The 16,063-nt window shown below is 68.5% G+C and carries 11 protein-coding genes and 2 pseudogenes; 5 read left to right on the forward strand and 8 right to left on the reverse strand.

All coding sequences use genetic code 11. The annotated features are described in order from the left end of the window. Both JWP65_RS15140 and fdhF read left to right on the forward strand, forming a co-directional pair. Positions 1-834, forward strand: an 834-nt coding sequence (locus JWP65_RS15140; protein WP_299765174.1) for an NADH-ubiquinone oxidoreductase-F iron-sulfur binding region domain-containing protein, incomplete at its 5' end; no start/stop codon positions are given. A 53-nt stretch (positions 835-887) separates the two neighbouring features. Beyond that, positions 888-3,749 (forward strand): formate dehydrogenase subunit alpha, encoded by a 2,862-nt coding sequence (fdhF, locus tag JWP65_RS15145; protein WP_299765177.1) that lies wholly within the window; start codon positions 888-890, stop codon positions 3,747-3,749. Positions 3,750-4,314: 565 nt separating this feature from the next. Here fdhF and JWP65_RS15150 read toward each other — a convergent pair. Beyond that, positions 4,315-4,463 (reverse strand): annotated as a pseudogene (locus tag JWP65_RS15150) (transposase); the annotation flags it as partial. A gap of 52 nt (positions 4,464-4,515) precedes the next feature. On the opposite strand from JWP65_RS15150, the pseudogene JWP65_RS15155 reads away from it, so the two are divergent. Continuing rightward, positions 4,516-4,734 (forward strand): annotated as a pseudogene (locus tag JWP65_RS15155) (transposase); the annotation flags it as partial. 250 nt (positions 4,735-4,984) lie between these two features. Here JWP65_RS15155 and bioB read toward each other — a convergent pair. The 7 genes from bioB to JWP65_RS15190 form a co-directional block, all read right to left on the reverse strand. Beyond that, a complete protein-coding gene (bioB, locus tag JWP65_RS15160) occupies positions 4,985-5,941 on the reverse strand; it encodes a biotin synthase BioB (RefSeq protein ID WP_299765228.1) in 957 nt (318 codons plus the stop codon). Positions 5,942-6,750: 809 nt separating this feature from the next. Next, the gene (locus JWP65_RS15165) at positions 6,751-7,581 is read right to left on the reverse strand and encodes an alpha/beta fold hydrolase (protein ID WP_299765179.1); all 831 of its coding nucleotides are present in this window, start codon (positions 7,579-7,581) and stop codon (positions 6,751-6,753) included. Further along, positions 7,571-7,753, reverse strand: a complete 183-nt coding sequence (locus JWP65_RS15170; protein WP_299765182.1) for a hypothetical protein — start codon at positions 7,751-7,753, stop codon at positions 7,571-7,573. The genes JWP65_RS15165 and JWP65_RS15170 overlap by 11 nt, the downstream gene beginning before the upstream one ends. A gap of 122 nt (positions 7,754-7,875) precedes the next feature. Beyond that, entirely contained in the window at positions 7,876-8,652 is a 777-nt protein-coding gene (locus JWP65_RS15175) for an enoyl-CoA hydratase/isomerase family protein (protein WP_299765185.1), read from the reverse strand. Beyond that, positions 8,649-9,866 carry a CaiB/BaiF CoA-transferase family protein gene (locus JWP65_RS15180; protein WP_299765230.1) on the reverse strand — a complete coding sequence of 406 codons (1,218 nt, stop codon included), beginning with the start codon at positions 9,864-9,866 and terminating at the stop codon, positions 8,649-8,651. The genes JWP65_RS15175 and JWP65_RS15180 overlap by 4 nt, the downstream gene beginning before the upstream one ends. A gap of 35 nt (positions 9,867-9,901) precedes the next feature. Beyond that, positions 9,902-10,870, reverse strand: a complete 969-nt coding sequence (locus JWP65_RS15185) for a tripartite tricarboxylate transporter substrate binding protein (RefSeq protein ID WP_299765188.1) — start codon at positions 10,868-10,870, stop codon at positions 9,902-9,904. A gap of 52 nt (positions 10,871-10,922) precedes the next feature. Continuing rightward, positions 10,923-12,152, reverse strand: a complete 1,230-nt coding sequence (locus JWP65_RS15190; RefSeq protein WP_299765190.1) for an aminotransferase class V-fold PLP-dependent enzyme — start codon at positions 12,150-12,152, stop codon at positions 10,923-10,925. 128 nt (positions 12,153-12,280) lie between these two features. Here JWP65_RS15190 and JWP65_RS15195 point away from each other — a divergent pair, with 128 nt between their 5' ends. After that, complete coding sequence (locus JWP65_RS15195) at positions 12,281-12,982, forward strand: GntR family transcriptional regulator (RefSeq protein WP_299765192.1); 702 nt, start codon at positions 12,281-12,283, stop codon at positions 12,980-12,982. Positions 12,983-13,026: 44 nt separating this feature from the next. After that, positions 13,027-16,047 (forward strand): FAD-binding and (Fe-S)-binding domain-containing protein, encoded by a 3,021-nt coding sequence (locus tag JWP65_RS15200; RefSeq protein ID WP_299765231.1) that lies wholly within the window; start codon positions 13,027-13,029, stop codon positions 16,045-16,047. The last annotated feature ends 16 nt before the right edge of the window (positions 16,048-16,063 follow it).

The following is a 16,063-nucleotide window of genomic DNA, read 5'->3' on the forward strand; positions in this document are numbered from 1 at the left end:
CTCTACCTGCGCGACGACTACCACGGCTGCCGCGCGATGCTGCAGCAAGAGAACGCGCGGCTGCAGGCCCAGCCGCCGTCCGCCGGCATGCCGCGCATCGAACTGCGGCGCGGGGCCGGCGCCTACATCTGCGGCGAAGAGTCCGCGATGATCGAGTCGATCGAAGGCAAGCGCGGCATGCCGCGCCTGCGCCCTCCCTACGTGGCGCAGGTCGGCCTGTTCGGCCGGCCGACGCTGGAACACAACTTCGAAACCCTGTACTGGGTGCGCGAGCTGCTCGAGCGCGGTGCCGACTGGTTCTCCAGCCAGGGCACCAACGGCCGCAAGGGCCTGCGCTCGTTCTCGGTCTCGGGCCGCGTCAAAAGCGCGGGCGTCAAGATCGCACCGGCCGGCAGCACGATCCAGGAGCTGATCGACGAGCACTGCGGCGGCATGCAGGACGGCCACCAGTTCTATGCGTACCTGCCCGGCGGCGCGTCGGGCGGCATCTTGCCGGCCAGCATGAACGAGATCCCGCTGGACTTCGACACGCTGCAGCCGTACGGCTGCTTCATCGGCTCGGCCGCCGTCGTCGTGCTGTCAGACAAGGACAGCGCGGTGGGCGCGGCGCGCAACCTGATGCGTTTTTTCCGCGAAGAGTCTTGCGGCCAGTGCACGCCTTGCCGCGCCGGCACCGCCAAGGCGCTGGCGCTGATCCAGAGCACGCGCTGGGACGTGCCGCTGCTGGCGGAGCTGTCGCAGGTGATGCGCGACGCATCGATCTGCGGGCTGGGCCAGGCCGCGCCGAATCCGGTCGATTGCGTGGTGAAGTATTTTCCGCATGAACTCGGGTGATCCCGTCATTCCCGCCTCCGCGGGGACGACGAAAGTCCAGGAAGGACAACCAGATGAACGCCGTCACTCGCGCCGAAATGGCGCTGATCCAAGCCCCGGTCGTCCGCTTCATGCTGAACGGCCAGGAGATCGTCGCCCGCGCCGATGAAACGCTGATCGAGGTGGCCGATCGCACCGGCGTCGAGATTCCCCGTCTTTGCTACAAGCCGGGCCTGGACACCGCTGGCAACTGCCGCGCCTGCATGGTGGAGGTCAAGGGCGAGCGGGTGCTGGCCCCGAGCTGCTGCCGCTTCCCGACCGAAGGCATGGTGGTCGACAGCGCCAGCCCGCGCGCCGTGGCCTCGCAAAAGATGGTGCTGGAACTGCTGCAGTCCGACATGCCCGAGGCCGACTACACGCGCCACAACGAAGTGGATGACTGGTCGCTCAAGCTCAACCTGGGCAAGCCGCGCTTCCCGGCCCGTGGCCAGGTCGGCCCCGACCTGACGCATCCGGCCATCGCCGTCAACCTCGACGCCTGCATCCAGTGCACGCGCTGCCTGCGCGCCTGTCGCGACGAACAGGTCAATGACGTGATCGGCCTGGCCTACCGCGGCGAGCACGCAAAAATCGTGTTCGACATGGACGACGCCATGGGCGTCTCCACCTGCGTGGCCTGCGGCGAATGCGTGCAGGCCTGCCCGACCGGCGCCCTGATGCCGGCGCGCGAAGCCGCCCTGCCCGTGCCGGACAAGCAGGTCGCCTCGGTCTGCCCGTATTGCGGGGTCGGCTGCCAGCTCACCTACAACGTCAAGGACGACAAGATCCTGTTCGTCGAAGGCCGCGACGGCCCGGCCAACCACGGCCGCCTGTGCGTCAAGGGGCGCTACGGTTTCGACTACGCCAACCACCCGCACCGCCTGACGGTGCCCCTGATCCGCCGCGCCGACGCGCCCAAGCTGCCGCACGCCTTGCTCGAGCCGGACCGTGTGCTCGACGTGTTCCGCGAAGCCACGTGGGAAGAAGCGCTGGCCGTGGCCGCCGGCGGGCTGCGCAAGGTGCGCGACCAGGTCGGCCCCAAGGCGCTGGCCGGCTTCGGTTCGGCCAAGGGCAGCAACGAAGAGGCTTACCTGTTCCAGAAACTGGTGCGCACCGGCTTCGGCAGCAACAACGTGGACCACTGCACCCGCCTGTGCCATGCCTCCTCGGTCGCCGCGCTGCTGGAGGGCATCGGTTCGGGCGCCGTGTCCAACCCGGTCATGGACGTGACCAAGGCCGAGGTGATCATCGTGATCGGGGCCAACCCGACCGTGAATCACCCGGTGGCCGCCACCTGGATGAAGAACGCGGCGAAGAACGGCACCAAGCTGGTCGTGCTCGACCCGCGCTTTTCCGACCTCACGCGGCTTGCTTACCGCCACCTGCAGTTCAAGCCGGACACCGACGTCGCGATGCTCAATGCGATGATGCACGTCATCGTCGAGGAAGGGCTGGTCGACGAAGGCTTCGTCGCCGAACGCACCATCGGCTTCGACGAGCTGCGCGCCAACCTCGCGGACTACGGCCCCGACCTGATGGCGCCGATCTGCGGCATTCCGGCCGAGACGCTGCGCGAAGTGGCACGCCTGTACGCCACCTCCAAGGCCTCGATGATCCTGTGGGGCATGGGCGTGTCGCAGCACGTGCACGGCACCGACAACGCGCGCTGCCTGATCGCGCTGGCGCTGCTGACCGGCCAGATCGGCCGCCCCGGCACCGGCCTGCACCCGCTGCGCGGGCAGAACAACGTGCAAGGCGCTTCGGACGCCGGGCTGATTCCGATGATGCTGCCCGACTACCAGAAGGTGGTGGAGCCGCAGGTGCGCGCGCGCTTCGAGCAGGCCTGGAAGCTGGCGCCCGGCACGCTGGACGCGCAGCCGGGCCTGACCGTCGTCGAGGTGATGCACGCGGTGCACGCCGGCAGCCTGCGCGGCATGTACATCATGGGCGAGAACCCGGCGATGTCCGACCCCGACGCCAACCACGCCCGCGAGGCGCTGGCCAAGCTGGACCATCTGGTGGTGCAGGACATCTTCCTGACCGAGACGGCCTGCCTGGCCGACGTGGTGCTGCCGGCCAGCGCCTTCCCCGAGAAGACCGGCACCTTCACCAACACCGACCGGCTGGTGCAGATGGGCCGGCAGGCGGTGAACCCGCCCGGCGACGCCAGGCAGGACCTGTGGATCCTGCAGGAACTGGCGCGCGGCATGGGCCTGGACTGGAACTACAGCCACGTGTCGGAGGTGTTCGACGAGATGCGCCACACCATGCCCAGCATTGGCGGCATCACCTGGGAGCGGCTCGAGCGCGAGCATGCCGTCACCTACCCATGCATGAAGGAAGGCGATCCGGGCGAGTCGGTGGTGTTCGTCGACGACTTCCCGCGCGAAAGCGGCCGGGCCCGATTCGTGCCCGCCGACATCATCCCCGCCGCCGAGAAGCCGGACGCCGAGTTCCCCATGGTGCTGATCACCGGCCGCCAGCTCGAACACTGGCACACCGGCAGCATGACGCGACGCGCCACTGTGCTCGACGCGATCGAGCCGGACCCGGTGGCGCTGATCCATCCGCTGGACCTGGCGGCGCTGGGCGGCAAGCCCGGCGAGTTGCTGACGATCGAGTCGCGCCGCGGCAAGGTGAGCCTGTACGGCCGCGCCGACGAGAGCTCGCCGCGCGGCGCGGTGTTCGTGCCTTTCTGTTACTACGAGGCGGCGATCAACCGCGTCACCAACGACGCGCTCGACCCGGTGGCCAAGATCCCGGAGCTGAAGTACTGCGCGGTGCGGCTGTCGATGGGCGGCACGCCGCCGGAGCAATTGAGTTTCGGGGGCGGGCAGGCGCTGCGCAACCTGGGAGCGGGGGCGGCAGAAGGCAAACTGCGGGTAGCCAAACCGTGACATGCGTATGGCCGCAAGCTAGCTGCCGTAGTTGCCCGAGCAAGGCTTGCTGCTGCCGCCGGCGTTGCGCGGATGGCTACCTGAGGCGCATCTGGCGTATTCCATCGGCGACACAGTCGATAGTCTGGATTTGACGTCCGGCAACTCAGCATGAGCAGGGCTCGGCCGACGGAAGCCGCCGACGCATGGGCAGCCTGGCTGCGCGCGCTGCTGGGGTGATCCGCATCGAGGCGGTCTGGCTCGCGGTCGAGCCGCTGGACATGCGCGCGGGCACGGAAACCGTGTTAGCCGCGTGGTGCGTGTTCGGCGCGGCCCGCCCGCGGCGCCCAGTCGGAGCGATTCAGCGCCGAGCAGGCGCGAACTGCTGGAGGAAACCTTTGGCGCCGACCTGCAGGCGATGGCCGAAGAGCGCGAGGCGCTGCCCCCGGAGCCGGACGACAAGCGCGAGCGCCGCCCGCCCAAGCGTCGGGCCCTGCCGGCTGACCTGCCACGTCGGGAAGTGCACCATGAGCCGGAGAGCACTGTTTGCGCCTGCCGCTGCCAGATGAAGCGCATCAGCGAGGACGCCCACCCCCTGTGCGAGGGTGGAGCACGGGACGGCCAAGCCGGCTCTACCAAAGATCGCTTTCTGCCGGTACAGCGGCAGGTGATCGGCATGCTCGGCCACCAACACTTGGGCCACCGGCGCGCCGTGGGGATGCCCTTGTCGATGATGTGCGGGGCGGAGTTCCTGGGCCATCCCGGCGGTCGAGCCTGGCGCGGCGCGGTACCGCCGGGATCGGCCACCGCCAAGGCGGTCGACTTACAGCCTCGGGCGCTGGTGCGCCACATGGGCGACGGCAACCTGCCCGCGGACAACAACCGGGTCGAAAACCAAATACGACCGATTGCCATCGGGCGCAACAACTGGCCGTTTGCCGGCTCGCTGCGGGTGTGCAGGCGGGCCGCCGCGGTGATGAGCCTCGCGCACTCGGCCAAGCTGAACACGGCATGAACCGCATGCCTTCCTGAAGGGAATCAAGGGCTATTTCAGGCCCGCGTTGCCACACATTCCGACGGATCTTCCCGTTGCGGTCTGCAGCACCCACCACGCGCTGAAGGTGTTGCCTATCGCAATTTAGTGCTCGGGCCCAAAGCGGACGTCACCGGAGACTCTGTCCGTCAGCACTCCCCGCCGCACCGACTGAAGCAAGGCTGCTTTCGCGTTGCCTGGGTGCCGAGCGCAGGTCATGTCTTCAGCCTGCCCGGCTTTTCAGTCCAAGGCGCCGCAGCAGCTCCCGGTCCCGGGCGACGTCCGGGTTCCCGGTGGTCAGGAGCTTCTCGCCGTAGAAGATGGAGCTGGCGCCCGCGACGAAGCACAGGGCCTGCACGGCGTCGTCCATCTGCTGGCGCCCGGCGGAAAGCCGCACGCGAGCCCGCGGCATCGTGACGCGTGCAGCGGCAATGGTGCGCACGAACTCCAGCGGGTCCAGGTCCGGCTGGTCGGCCAGCGGCGTGCCTTCCACCTTCACCAGGTTGTTGATCGGCACCGACTCCGGATAGTCAGGCATGAGGTTCGCCAGCTGCGCGATCAGTTCGGCGCGCTGGCGGCGCGACTCGCCCATGCCGACGATGCCGCCGCAGCAAACGCTCAGACCGGCGTTGCGCACCCGCTCCAGCGTGGCCAGGCGATCCTGGTAGTCGCGCGTGCTGATGATGTTGCCGTAGAAGTCCGGTGAGCTGTCGAGGTTGTGGTTGTAGTAGTCGAGCCCCGCATCGCGCAGCGTCCGGGCGTGGCCCTCTTCCAGCATGCCGAGCGTGGCGCACGCTTCGAGGCCCACCTCCTTGACGGCGCGAACGAGTTCCGCGACGGCCTCGACGTCGCGGTCCTTCGGTGCGCGCCACGCCGCGCCCATGCAGAAGCGCGTGGCGCCCGCCTCGCGTGCGCGTTCTGCAGCGGCACGCACTTCCGCCACCGCCATGAGCTTGCCGGCGGTGACGCCTGTGTCGTAGTGCACGGACTGGGGGCAGTAGCCGCAGTCCTCCGGGCAGCCACCGGTCTTGACCGATAACAGCGTGGCGAGCTCGATCTCCGCCGGGTCGTGATACTGGCGGTGAATAGTTTGCGCCTGGAACAGCAGTTCGGGGAACGGCAGGTCCAGCAAGGCCTGCACGGCCGCGGGGTCCCAGCGGAGAGCTTGAGCCGCCGGCAAGGCGGAACGGGGATGGAAGTGCAGCGGCTGCGCCGCTGCTGCATCGGCAGAATGGTTCAAGGGAGTTGTCCTTCAGATGGCGTGGGGTGGGTGCACCCCACCGGACCCGGCGCCGGTGGGGTGCACGCTCCGAGCACCGACGGCGCATTTTAGCCAGCGCCGGCGCCAGCAATGGGAGCCTGCGGTAGAAGAACGGCTGACCGAGCGTCAGATCGGAAATCCACCCTGCTGGCGAGCGGCGAGTCCTCCAAGGAGATCTGTTTCCATTGGAATGGGCCACGCCGCCGGGGCCACCGGCGCGGGCAAGGGAACCGATACGAACTCTGCACGTACGCTCGGCGCCGCAGCGCCCTTCGCCTCGCCACGTGTGCACCATGTTGGCGTTGATGCCGTTCGCCAGCGCCACTTTGGCCACCGATGTTCCAGGCTGCTGGCGCTCAGCGAGCAGCCGTGCCTCGGATTGCGCCGGGTACGCCGCGCACACGCGCGCGCTTCTTCGTCTCGATTGGGTCCATCAAAGCCTCTGGTGGGCACGATCCTTCCCTCTTCGGCGCTACGCCTCAAGATGGGATGGCCGCACGCTTGAGCCGGCTGCAGCGCGGGTGCAGAGTGGAAACGCGTGTGCACGGCGTTGAACCTGCGAAGGATGTGCGCCTTGAGAGCGTTCTGAAGCTGCAAAAGGCCAGCGTGCAAGTGTCGCAAGTGCGCCCACCAAAACCGCGGGCATCGCCGGCCATGCGAAAAACCGGTTCGCCGGCACCATGAAAGCATGCCCTCGGCGGCCTCAAAAGCTTCTGCCGCCCAAGCTCCTAGGCCCGTTGTTCGCGGAAGTCCCAGGCGCAGACTTCGAGCAGTTCTTCCAGCACCTGCAGCACCAGCTCCGGCTGCGACAGCTGCGGGAAGTGGCCGCTCCTGTGCGCGATCACCTGCTCGCCCATCGGTGACAGCCGCGCCAGGTCCTGCTGGTGCGCACGCTTGGCGCCGAGCGCACCCGGCGACAGCATCGAGACGCGTGGCGTCAGCCCGCCAGTCAGCACGCGAAGCGGCACCGGCGGGAACGGCCCGGCCGTCGCGATCTCGCGCACCAGCCGCTCGACGCCTTGCAGTTCGGCGTGCACGTTGCGCTGGAACAGCCGCCGCGGCACCTCCAGCACGCGGCCGAGCGCGCGCACCAGCTGGCTCTCGTGCTTGCGCAGCACCTGGCGGTCGTCCGGGTGGGTGGCCTCCAGGAACAGCACCCCCGCCACCTCCTGCGGATAGCGGCGCGCGAACAGGTTGGCGTACAGGCCGCCGAGTGAATGGGCGACCAGCAGGTACGGCGGCTGCACGCGGGTGTGCGCCAGCAGCTCGCGCAACGAGCCGAGCACCAGTTCGCCGTCCTGCCGCGCCTGCGGCGCGTCGCTGCCTTGCATGCCGAAGCGGTTCCAGCCGAACACCGTGCCCAGCCGCGCGACAGCCGGAAACAGTGGCCGCCAACCCGTCAGGCTGACGCCCGCGCCGCTGAACAACAAGATGCTGGGCCCGCGGCCCGAGATCATGTAGCTCAGGCGCCCGTTGCGCGTCTGCAGTGCCCGGGCGGGCGGCAGCGGGCCGGTTCGCGGGCCCACGAAATCGGCCAGCCGCGCGGCTTCAAGCACCATCGGGCCGGTCCTCGGTCTTGTCGGCGCCCTCCTGCGGGCGCTGCATGGGGAACGCAGGCGCGTCGGCCAGGTCGATGGACGCGCCGGGATCTTCCTCGCCGGCAACGGAGCTGGTCAGGTCGATGGGGTCGCCGGGTTGAGCCGGCGGGGCAAGGGGATGGGCGTTGGCCATATTGGCTCCAGTGATGGGCCATCGTAAGCAGCGCCGGAGCGGCAATGCGTAGGATTGAACCACGCGACCATGAAGTTACCCCGTGGTCGCAATTGAAACGAAAAAGATGAGCCTCGGCTGCCTCAGCGGCCGCGCCAGACCGGCGGTCGCTTCTCGACGAATGCCTGCACGCCTTCGTGGAAATCGGCGCTGCCGTAGCACTCGCGGATCAGGTCTTCGGCGTCGGGCACATCCTGCCGCAGCAGCCGGTTCAGCATGTGCTTGCTGACACGCTGCGTCACCGGTGCCAGCGCCGCCAGCCGCTCGCACAGCCGCTGGGCGGCGGCGTCCAGCTCTTGCGGCGGCACCACCTCCAGCACGAAGCCGCAGTCGCGCGCTTCCTCGGCGTCCAGCAGCTCGGCCAGCAGCAGCAGCCGCTCGACCCGCGGCCGCCCCAGCGCCGCCACCAGCCGCGCCACATTGGCCGCCGACAGGCAATTGCCCAGCGTGCGCGCAATCGGCACGCCAAAGCGGGTGCCAGGCGTGGCGATGCGGAAGTCGCAGGCCGTGGCGATGGCCAGGCCGCCGCCGATGGCCCAGCCTTCGACCACGGCCACCGTCGGCATCGGCAACGACTCCACCAGCGCGATGCCGGCGTCGATGCCGCGCTCGTAGGCCACGCCGGCTTCGCCGTCCTTGAACGACTGGAACTGCGCGATGTCGGTGCCAGCCACGAAGGCCTGGCCGCCGGCGCCCTGGAACCGGACCACCCGCACCGTGGAGTCGGCGCGCAGCCGCTCGCAGATCGCGTGCAGCCGCTGGTACATGCCCCAGGTCATGGCATTGCGCGCCTCGGGCCGGTCGAACGTCACGCGGGCCACGCCGCCGTCGATCCGCAGGTGCAGGTGGGTCTCGCTCATGGTCCGAAGGCTCCTTGCGACCGCAGCCGCGCACGTTCCTGATCATCCAGGCCGAGTTCGCCCAGCACCTCGTCGGTGTGCTCGCCAAGCAGCGGCGGGTGCCTGCGCACCTGCTGCGGCGTGCCCGAAAGCTTCACCGCGAAGCCGATGTTGGGCACCTTGCCTTCCACCGGGTGGTCGATCTCCATGCGCATGTTGCGCACCTTGGCATGCTCGCTGCCGAAGGCCTCAGGGTAGCTCAGGATCGGGCCGGCGGGGATGCCGTGGTCCAACAAGGTCTGGACCCAGTGGTCCTTGGTCTGCTGGCGGAAGGTTTTTTCCAGCTCGGCCTCGAGCGCTGGCCGGTTGGCCAGCCGCAGCGAGATGGTGGAAAAGCGCGGGTCTTGCAGCAGCTCGGTGCGCTCCATCAGCGTGCACAGCTGCACCCACAGCTTCTGGTTGTTGGCGCCCATCACGAAGTGGCCGTCCGAGGAGGCCATCGCCTGGTACGGCGCCGTCATCTTGTTCGAGGTGCCCAGCGGCTCGGGCGGCTTGCCGGTGCCCCACCAGTCGCAGATGTCCCAGACGCCGAACGCCATCGCCGAGTCGAACAGCGCCGCATCAATGTGCTGGCCCTGGCCCGAAGCCCTGGCGCCGATGTAGGCCGCCAAGGTTGCGTAGGTCGCGAACAGCGCGCAGCCGATGTCGGCCACCGGCACGCCGGCCTTCACCGGCGGGCTGTTCGGGTAGCCGGTCACGCTCATCACGCCCGACATGGCCTGCGCCATCAGGTCGAAGCCGGGGCGGTCGGCCCAGGGGCCGGTCTGGCCAAAGCCCGAGATGCTGGTGTAGACCAGCCGCGGGTTGACGTCCTTGAGCACCTCGTAGCCCAGCCCGAGCCGGCGCAGCGCGCCGGGCCGGTAGTTCTCGACCAGGATGTCGGCCTCTTGCGCCAGCTTGAGCAGCACTTCCTTGCCGGCCGGCGTCTTCAGGTCGAGCGTCACGCTGCGCTTGTTGCGGTTCATGTTGATGAAGCCGAGGCTGTCCGCGCCCTTCATCTTGAAGCCCATCGAGCCGCGCGTCTGGTCGCCCGTGCCAGGTGCCTCGATCTTGATCACGTCCGCACCCAGGTCGCCCAGCAGCATGCAGGCATACGGGCCCGCCATCACCTGGGAGATGTCGAGGACACGCACGCCTTGCAGGGGAAGGCGTGCTTGCTGGGACGCACCGGCCAGCGGCAGCGGGCGCTGGCCGCCACCAGCGGCCTGGCTCACGTATCCACCTTCACGTTGGCTTCCTTGATCACCTTGGCCCACTTGGCTTGCTCCAGGTGCATGAACTCGGCGAACTTCTCGACCGATCCGCCGCCATCCTCGGCGCCGGAAGCTTCCAGCTTCACGATCACGTCGGGCATCGCCAGCACCTTGTTGACGTCCTCGTTCATGCGCTTGGCCATCGCCAGCGGCATCTTGCCCGGACCGACCAGGCCGTACCAGGTGGTGGCTTCGAAGCCGGGAAAACCCGACTCGGCCATCGTCGGCACCGTCGGGTGGCCGCTGGCGCGTTTCTGCCGCGTCTGCGCAATGGCCATCGCCTTGCCGTTCTTCACGTGCGGCGTGGCGGCCGTCATCGTGTCGAAGCTGTACTGCACCTGGCCGCCGATCAGGTCGGTCAGCATCGGGCCCGAGCCTTTGTATGGCACGTGGATCGCCTTCACGCCAGCCTGCAGCATGAACATCTCCAGCGCCAGGTGCTGGGCCGACCCGGGTCCGGCCGAGCCGAAGCTGATCTTGCCGGGGTTGGCCTTGCACAAGGCCACCAGGTCCTTGACGGTCCTGGCCGGCTGCATCTGGCCGCAGATCAGCAGGTTGGGCGTGATGCCCACCATGGCGATCGGCTGGAAGTCCTTCTCGGCGTCGTAGCCCAGCTTCTGCAGGTTGGGCATCAGCGCGTGGCTGTTGATGTGCGCCATGTGCAGCACCGAGCCGTCGGCGGGCTGCTTGGACACATAGTCGGAGGCGATGGTGCCGGAGGCGCCGGCCTTGTTTTCCACCAGCACCTGGGTCTTCCACATCTCGCCAAGCTTCTGGCCGATCACGCGCGCCAGGATGTCGGTTCCGCCGCCGGGCGCGAAACCCACGATGATGCGCACCGGGCCGGTGGGCAGGTTCTGGGCCCAGGCGGACATGGGCAGGGCGATGGAGGCGGCGGCGCCGGCGACGAAGGTTCTGCGTTGCATGGTTTGTCTCCTGTGAAATGAAAAAAGGGTGCCTCGCGGCACCCGGACTTCGTTACGCCGCCTTCTGCAGGGCGACCGGGGCCGGGTGGCCGGCGAAATACTCCATCGCGGCGGCCACTCCCGAGCCGGCCAGCTTGATGCCCATGAGCTTCATGCCCATCTCGCAACCCGCCAGCGCCGCCATCAGGGTCAGGTCATTGCAGTCGCCCAGGTGGCCGATGCGGAACATGCGGCCCTTGACCTTGCCCAGACCGGTGCCCAGCGACAGGTCGAAGCGCTCGTAGATCAGCTTGCGAAGCGCGTCGGCGTCCACGCCTTCCGGCGTGATCACGCCGGTGAGCACCGGCGACTGGCTGGCCACTTCGTTGCACTGGATCTCCAGGCCCCAGGCCTTGACGCCAGCGCGCACGCCCGCGCCCCAGCGGCGATGCCGGGCGAAGGTGCCTTCCAGCCCGCCATGGTGCGGATCCAGCAGCATGTCGCAGGCTTCGGTCAGCGCGTACAGCAGGTTGGTGTTGGGGGTGTAAGGCCAGTAGCCCGTCTTGTTCATCTCGACGATCTCGTCCCAGGCCCAGAATGCCCTGGGCAGCTTGGCCGTCTGGCTGGCCGCCAGCGCCTTTGGCGACAGCGCATTGAAGCTGATGCCCGGCGGCAGCATCAAGCCTTTTTGCGAGCCGCTGATGGTGACGTCCACGCCCCACTCGTCGTGCTTGTACTCGGCCGAAGCCAGGCCGGAGATGCTGTCGACCAGCAGCAGCGCGGGATGCCTGGCCGCGTCGATGGCGCGCCGCACCGCCAGGATGCTGCTGGTGGCGCCGGTGGACGTTTCGTTGTGCACCACGCACACGGCCTTGATGGCGTGGCCGGTGTCGGCCTTCAGGCGCTCCTCGATCAGGTGCGCCTGCACGCCCTTGCGCCAGCCTTCGGTGCCCGGCAAGCCGAGGAACTCGACCTTCAGGCCCAGGCGGGTCGCCATCTTGTCCCACAGCGCGGCAAAGTGGCCGGTCTCGTACATCAGCACGTGGTCGCCGGGGCTGAGCGTGTTGACCAGAGCAGCTTCCCACGCGCCGGTGCCCGAAGCCGGATAGATCACGACCGGGTGCCTGGTCTGGAAGATCTGCTGGATGCCCTTGAGCACGCGCAGCCCCAGCGCCCCGAACTCCGGGCCGCGGTGGTCGATGGTGGGCAGACTCATGGCCCGCAGGATGCGATCCGGCACCGGCGACGGGCCCGGGATCTGCAGGAAGTGGCGGCCGGTGGGATGGAAGTCAAGGGTCAGCATGCGTCGGGTTCTCCGGGGAATGGCGGCAATTTTTGCATACAAAAGCTTCTTGTCAATGGCATATACCTCTCAGGGAATCTACCAATCGGCTTTTGACAGCAGCTTCGTTTGCATACAAAATCCGTGGCATGACTGCTGAAGTGATCGTGATCCCCCGCGCCGCCCTCCATGAGCAGGTGGCGCAACGCCTGCGGCAGATGCTGGTCGAAGGCGAGATCGCGCCCGGCGCCAAGCTCAACGAGCGCGAGCTGGCCGAGCAGCTGGCGGTGTCGCGCACCCCGCTGCGCGAGGCCATCAAGATGCTGGCCGCCGAGGGCCTGGTGGAATTGCTGCCCAATCGTGGCGCCATCGCGGTGTCGCTGCGCGAGTCGGACGTGCTGCACACCTTCGAGCTGATGGCGGGGCTGGAGGCGATGTCGGGCGAGCTGGCGGCCCAGCGCGTCACCGTCACCGAGCTGGCCGAGATCCAGGCCATGCACTACGAGATGATGGCCGCCTACACCCGGCGCGACCTGTCGGCCTACTACAGCATCAACGCGCGCATCCACGCCGCCATCAGCGCCGCCGCCAAGAACCCGGTGCTGGCCGGCGTCTACGGCCAGGTCAACGCCCGCCTGCAAGCCCTGCGCTTTCGCTCCAACCAGGACGGCGAGAAGTGGAAGCGTGCCGTCCAGGAACACGAAATGATGATTGAAGCCCTGGTCGCGCGCGACGCCGCCGCGATGCGCGACGTGCTGCTGGCCCATCTGCGCAACAAGCGCGACACCGTGCTGGAACAGCTGCGCGCCGCCCAGGAGCAACAGCAGCCGCGCGCGCGCGAGGTCTCGTGAACGCGCCGCCGCCGCCCCTGAAGGTCACCCGCGAAGCGGCCGCCCTGGCCTACGACAGCGTCGCCCGCGCCAGCAACGAGGTGGCCGGCCGGCTGGCGCAGCGGCTGGCCAGCGAAACCAGCGGCGAGGTGCTGTTCACGCCGGCCGACCGCGGCCGCTACGCCACCGATGCCTCCATCTACCAGGTGGTGCCGGTCGGCGTGTTCGTGCCGCGCACCGCCGCAGACACGTGCATCGCGCTGGACATCTGCCGCGACCTGAAGGTGCCGATGGTGCCGCGCGGCGGCGGCACCAGCCAGTGCGGCCAGACCGTCGGCGCCGGGCTGGTGATCGATTTTTCCAAGCACGTGTGCAACGTGCTGGATATCAACGTGCCCCAGCGCATCGTGACGGTGGAGCCTGGCATCGTGCTGGACCGCCTGAACGCCCAGCTGAAAAAGCTCAAGCTCTGGTACCCGGTGGACGTCTCCACCGCGGCCCAGGCCACGCTGGGCGGCATGGCCGGCAACAACTCCTGCGGCAGCCGCAGCATCGCCTACGGCAACATGGTGCACAACGTGCTCGGTGCCCAGGCCTGGACCTCCGACGGCGTGCTGCACCGCTTCGGCCGTTTCGAAGACAGCACCGGCGCCGCCCGCGCGATGGGCGAGCGGGTACGCGACCTGGCCCAGGCGCTGCGTCCCGAGATCGAGGAGCGCTGGCCCAAGGTGCTGCGCCGCGTTGGCGGCTACAACCTGGACGTGTTCCACAACCAGAACGAGCGGCCCTACACCGGCGACGGCAGCGTCAACCTGGCCCACCTGCTGATCGGCAGCGAAGGAACGCTGGCATTGACCAAGAGCCTGACGCTGCGGCTGTCCGAGCTGCCGCGCGCCAGGGTGCTGGGCGTGGTCAACTTCCCGACCTTCCACCAGGCGATGGACTCGGCCCAGCACATCGTCAAGCTGGGCGGCGAAGGCAGCCTGACGGCGGTGGAACTGGTCGACCGCACGATGATCGAGCTGTCGCTGCAGAACCCCGCGTTCGCGCCGACCGTGCGCAGCGCCTTGATCGGCAGCCCCGACGCCGTGCTGCTGGTGGAGTTCGCCGGCAGCGACAAGGCGCAGCTGCTGCGCAAACTGGCCGAGCTGCAGGAGCTGATGGGCGACCTGGGCCTGCCAGGCTCGGTGGTGCTGATGCCCGACGAGACCGCGCAGAAAAACCTGTGGGAAGTGCGCAAGGCGGGCCTGAACATCATGATGAGCCTCAAGGGCGACGGCAAGCCGGTCAGCTTCATCGAAGACTGCGCGGTGCCGCTGGAGCACCTGGCCGAATACACCAGTGCGCTGACCGAGGTGTTCCACCGGCACGAAACCCGCGGCACCTGGTACGCCCACGCCTCTGTCGGCACGCTGCACGTGCGGCCGATCCTGGACATGCGCACCAATGGCGCGCCGCGCATGCGCGAGATCGCGCAGGAAGCCTCGGCGCTGGTGCGAAAGTTCAAGGGCGCCTACAGCGGCGAGCACGGCGACGGGCTGTGCCGTGGCGAATGGATCCAGTGGCAGTTCGGCCCGAAGATCGATGCCGCCTTCGGCGAGATCAAGCGCCTGTTCGATCCGATTTCGCTGCTGAGCCCGCAGCGCATCGTCAACCCGCCGGCGATGGACGACACGCGGCTGATGCGCTTTCCGCCAAGCTACAAGGTGATCCCGCTAGTGCCGGCGCTGGACTGGAGCGGCTGGGACGTGCAGAACGACCCCGCCACCGAACAGACCACCGCGCCGGGCACCGGCGGCGACCCCGCCAAGGGATTGGCCAAGGCGGTGGAGATGTGCAACAACAACGGCCACTGCCGCAAGTTCGACGCCGGCACCATGTGCCCGAGCTACCGCGTCACGCGCGACGAGCAGCACCTGACGCGCGGCCGCGCCAACACCCTGCGGCTGGCCATGAGCGGCCAGCTCGGGCCCGATGGCCTGGCGAGCGAGCAAGTGCGGCAGGCGCTGGACCTGTGCGTCAGCTGCAAGGGCTGCAAGCGCGACTGCCCGACCGGCGTCGACATGGCCCGCATGAAGATCGAGTTCCTGCATGCTGATCGCCGGAAAAACGGCTGGTCGCTCAAGGACCGGCTGGTGGCGCAGCTGCCCGAGTACGCGCGGCTGGCCAGCCGCTTCGCGGGCTTGCTGAACCTGCGCAACCGAAACGGCACGCTGGCCGCGCTGGGCGAGAAATTCCTGGGCTTCTCGGCAAAGCGCGGCTTGCCTGAATGGCAGGCCAGGCACTTCTTCAACAGCGGCGTGACCGGCGCGACGCGCGAGCAGGTGCTGGCATCGGACAAGCCGGTGGTGCTGTTCGTCGACACCTTCAACGGCTTCTTCGAATCGGCCAACGCCCACGCCGCACACCGTGTGCTGGAAGCGGCGGGCTACACCGTGCACATCGCCGCCAAGCACGGGGGCGACGGCAAGCACCTGTGCTGCGGCCGCACCTACCTGGCCAGCGGCATGGTCGATGAAGCAAAGGCCAAGGCCGGCGAGCTGCTGCGGGCCATGCAGCCGTTCGCGGCCAGGGGGATCGCGATCGTGGGGCTGGAGCCGTCCTGCCTGCTGACGCTGCGCGACGAAATGACGGCCATGGGCCTGGGCGCGCCGGCCCAGGCACTGGCGGCGCAGGCCCTGCTGCTGGAGGAATTCCTGGCGCGCGAAGCCCAGGCCGGCAAGCTGGAGACACTGCGCGGCAAGCTGCGTCCGCTGAACCAGGCTGTGCTGGTGCACGGGCATTGCCATCAGAAGGCGTTTGGCGCCATCGCACCGGTGCTGGAGGTGCTCAGGCTGGTGCCGGGCGTGCAGCCGCAACTGATCGAATCCAGCTGTTGCGGCATGGCCGGCAGCTTCGGCTACGAGGCCAGGCACCATGCCGTCTCGATGGCGATGGCCGAACTGAGCCTGCTGCCGGCGGTGCGGGCCGCGCCCGATGCGGTGGTGGTGGCCGACGGCACCAGCTGCCGCCACCAGATCCACGATGGCGCGGGCCGCACGGCGGTGCATGCGGCGGTGTTGCTGGCCGGGCAGCTGGCCGGGTAGGTCGGGGAAGCGCCAG

Origin of the sequence: Ramlibacter sp., assembly GCF_028292805.1 — a bacterium.
Classification (GTDB): domain Bacteria; phylum Pseudomonadota; class Gammaproteobacteria; order Burkholderiales; family Burkholderiaceae_C; genus Ramlibacter.

Coding starts and splice junctions, on each gene's coding strand:
- fdhF (WP_299765177.1), top strand. CDS start 888: ATGAACGCCGTCACTCGCGCCGAAATGGCGCTGATCCAAGCCCCGGTC.
- JWP65_RS15165 (WP_299765179.1), bottom strand. CDS start 7,581: ATGGTGCTTGAAGCCGCGCGGCTGGCCGATTTCGTGGGCCCGCGAACC.
- JWP65_RS15170 (WP_299765182.1), bottom strand. CDS start 7,753: ATGGCCAACGCCCATCCCCTTGCCCCGCCGGCTCAACCCGGCGACCCC.
- JWP65_RS15175 (WP_299765185.1), bottom strand. CDS start 8,652: ATGAGCGAGACCCACCTGCACCTGCGGATCGACGGCGGCGTGGCCCGC.
- JWP65_RS15185 (WP_299765188.1), bottom strand. CDS start 10,870: ATGCAACGCAGAACCTTCGTCGCCGGCGCCGCCGCCTCCATCGCCCTG.
- JWP65_RS15190 (WP_299765190.1), bottom strand. CDS start 12,152: ATGCTGACCCTTGACTTCCATCCCACCGGCCGCCACTTCCTGCAGATC.
- JWP65_RS15195 (WP_299765192.1), top strand. CDS start 12,281: ATGACTGCTGAAGTGATCGTGATCCCCCGCGCCGCCCTCCATGAGCAG.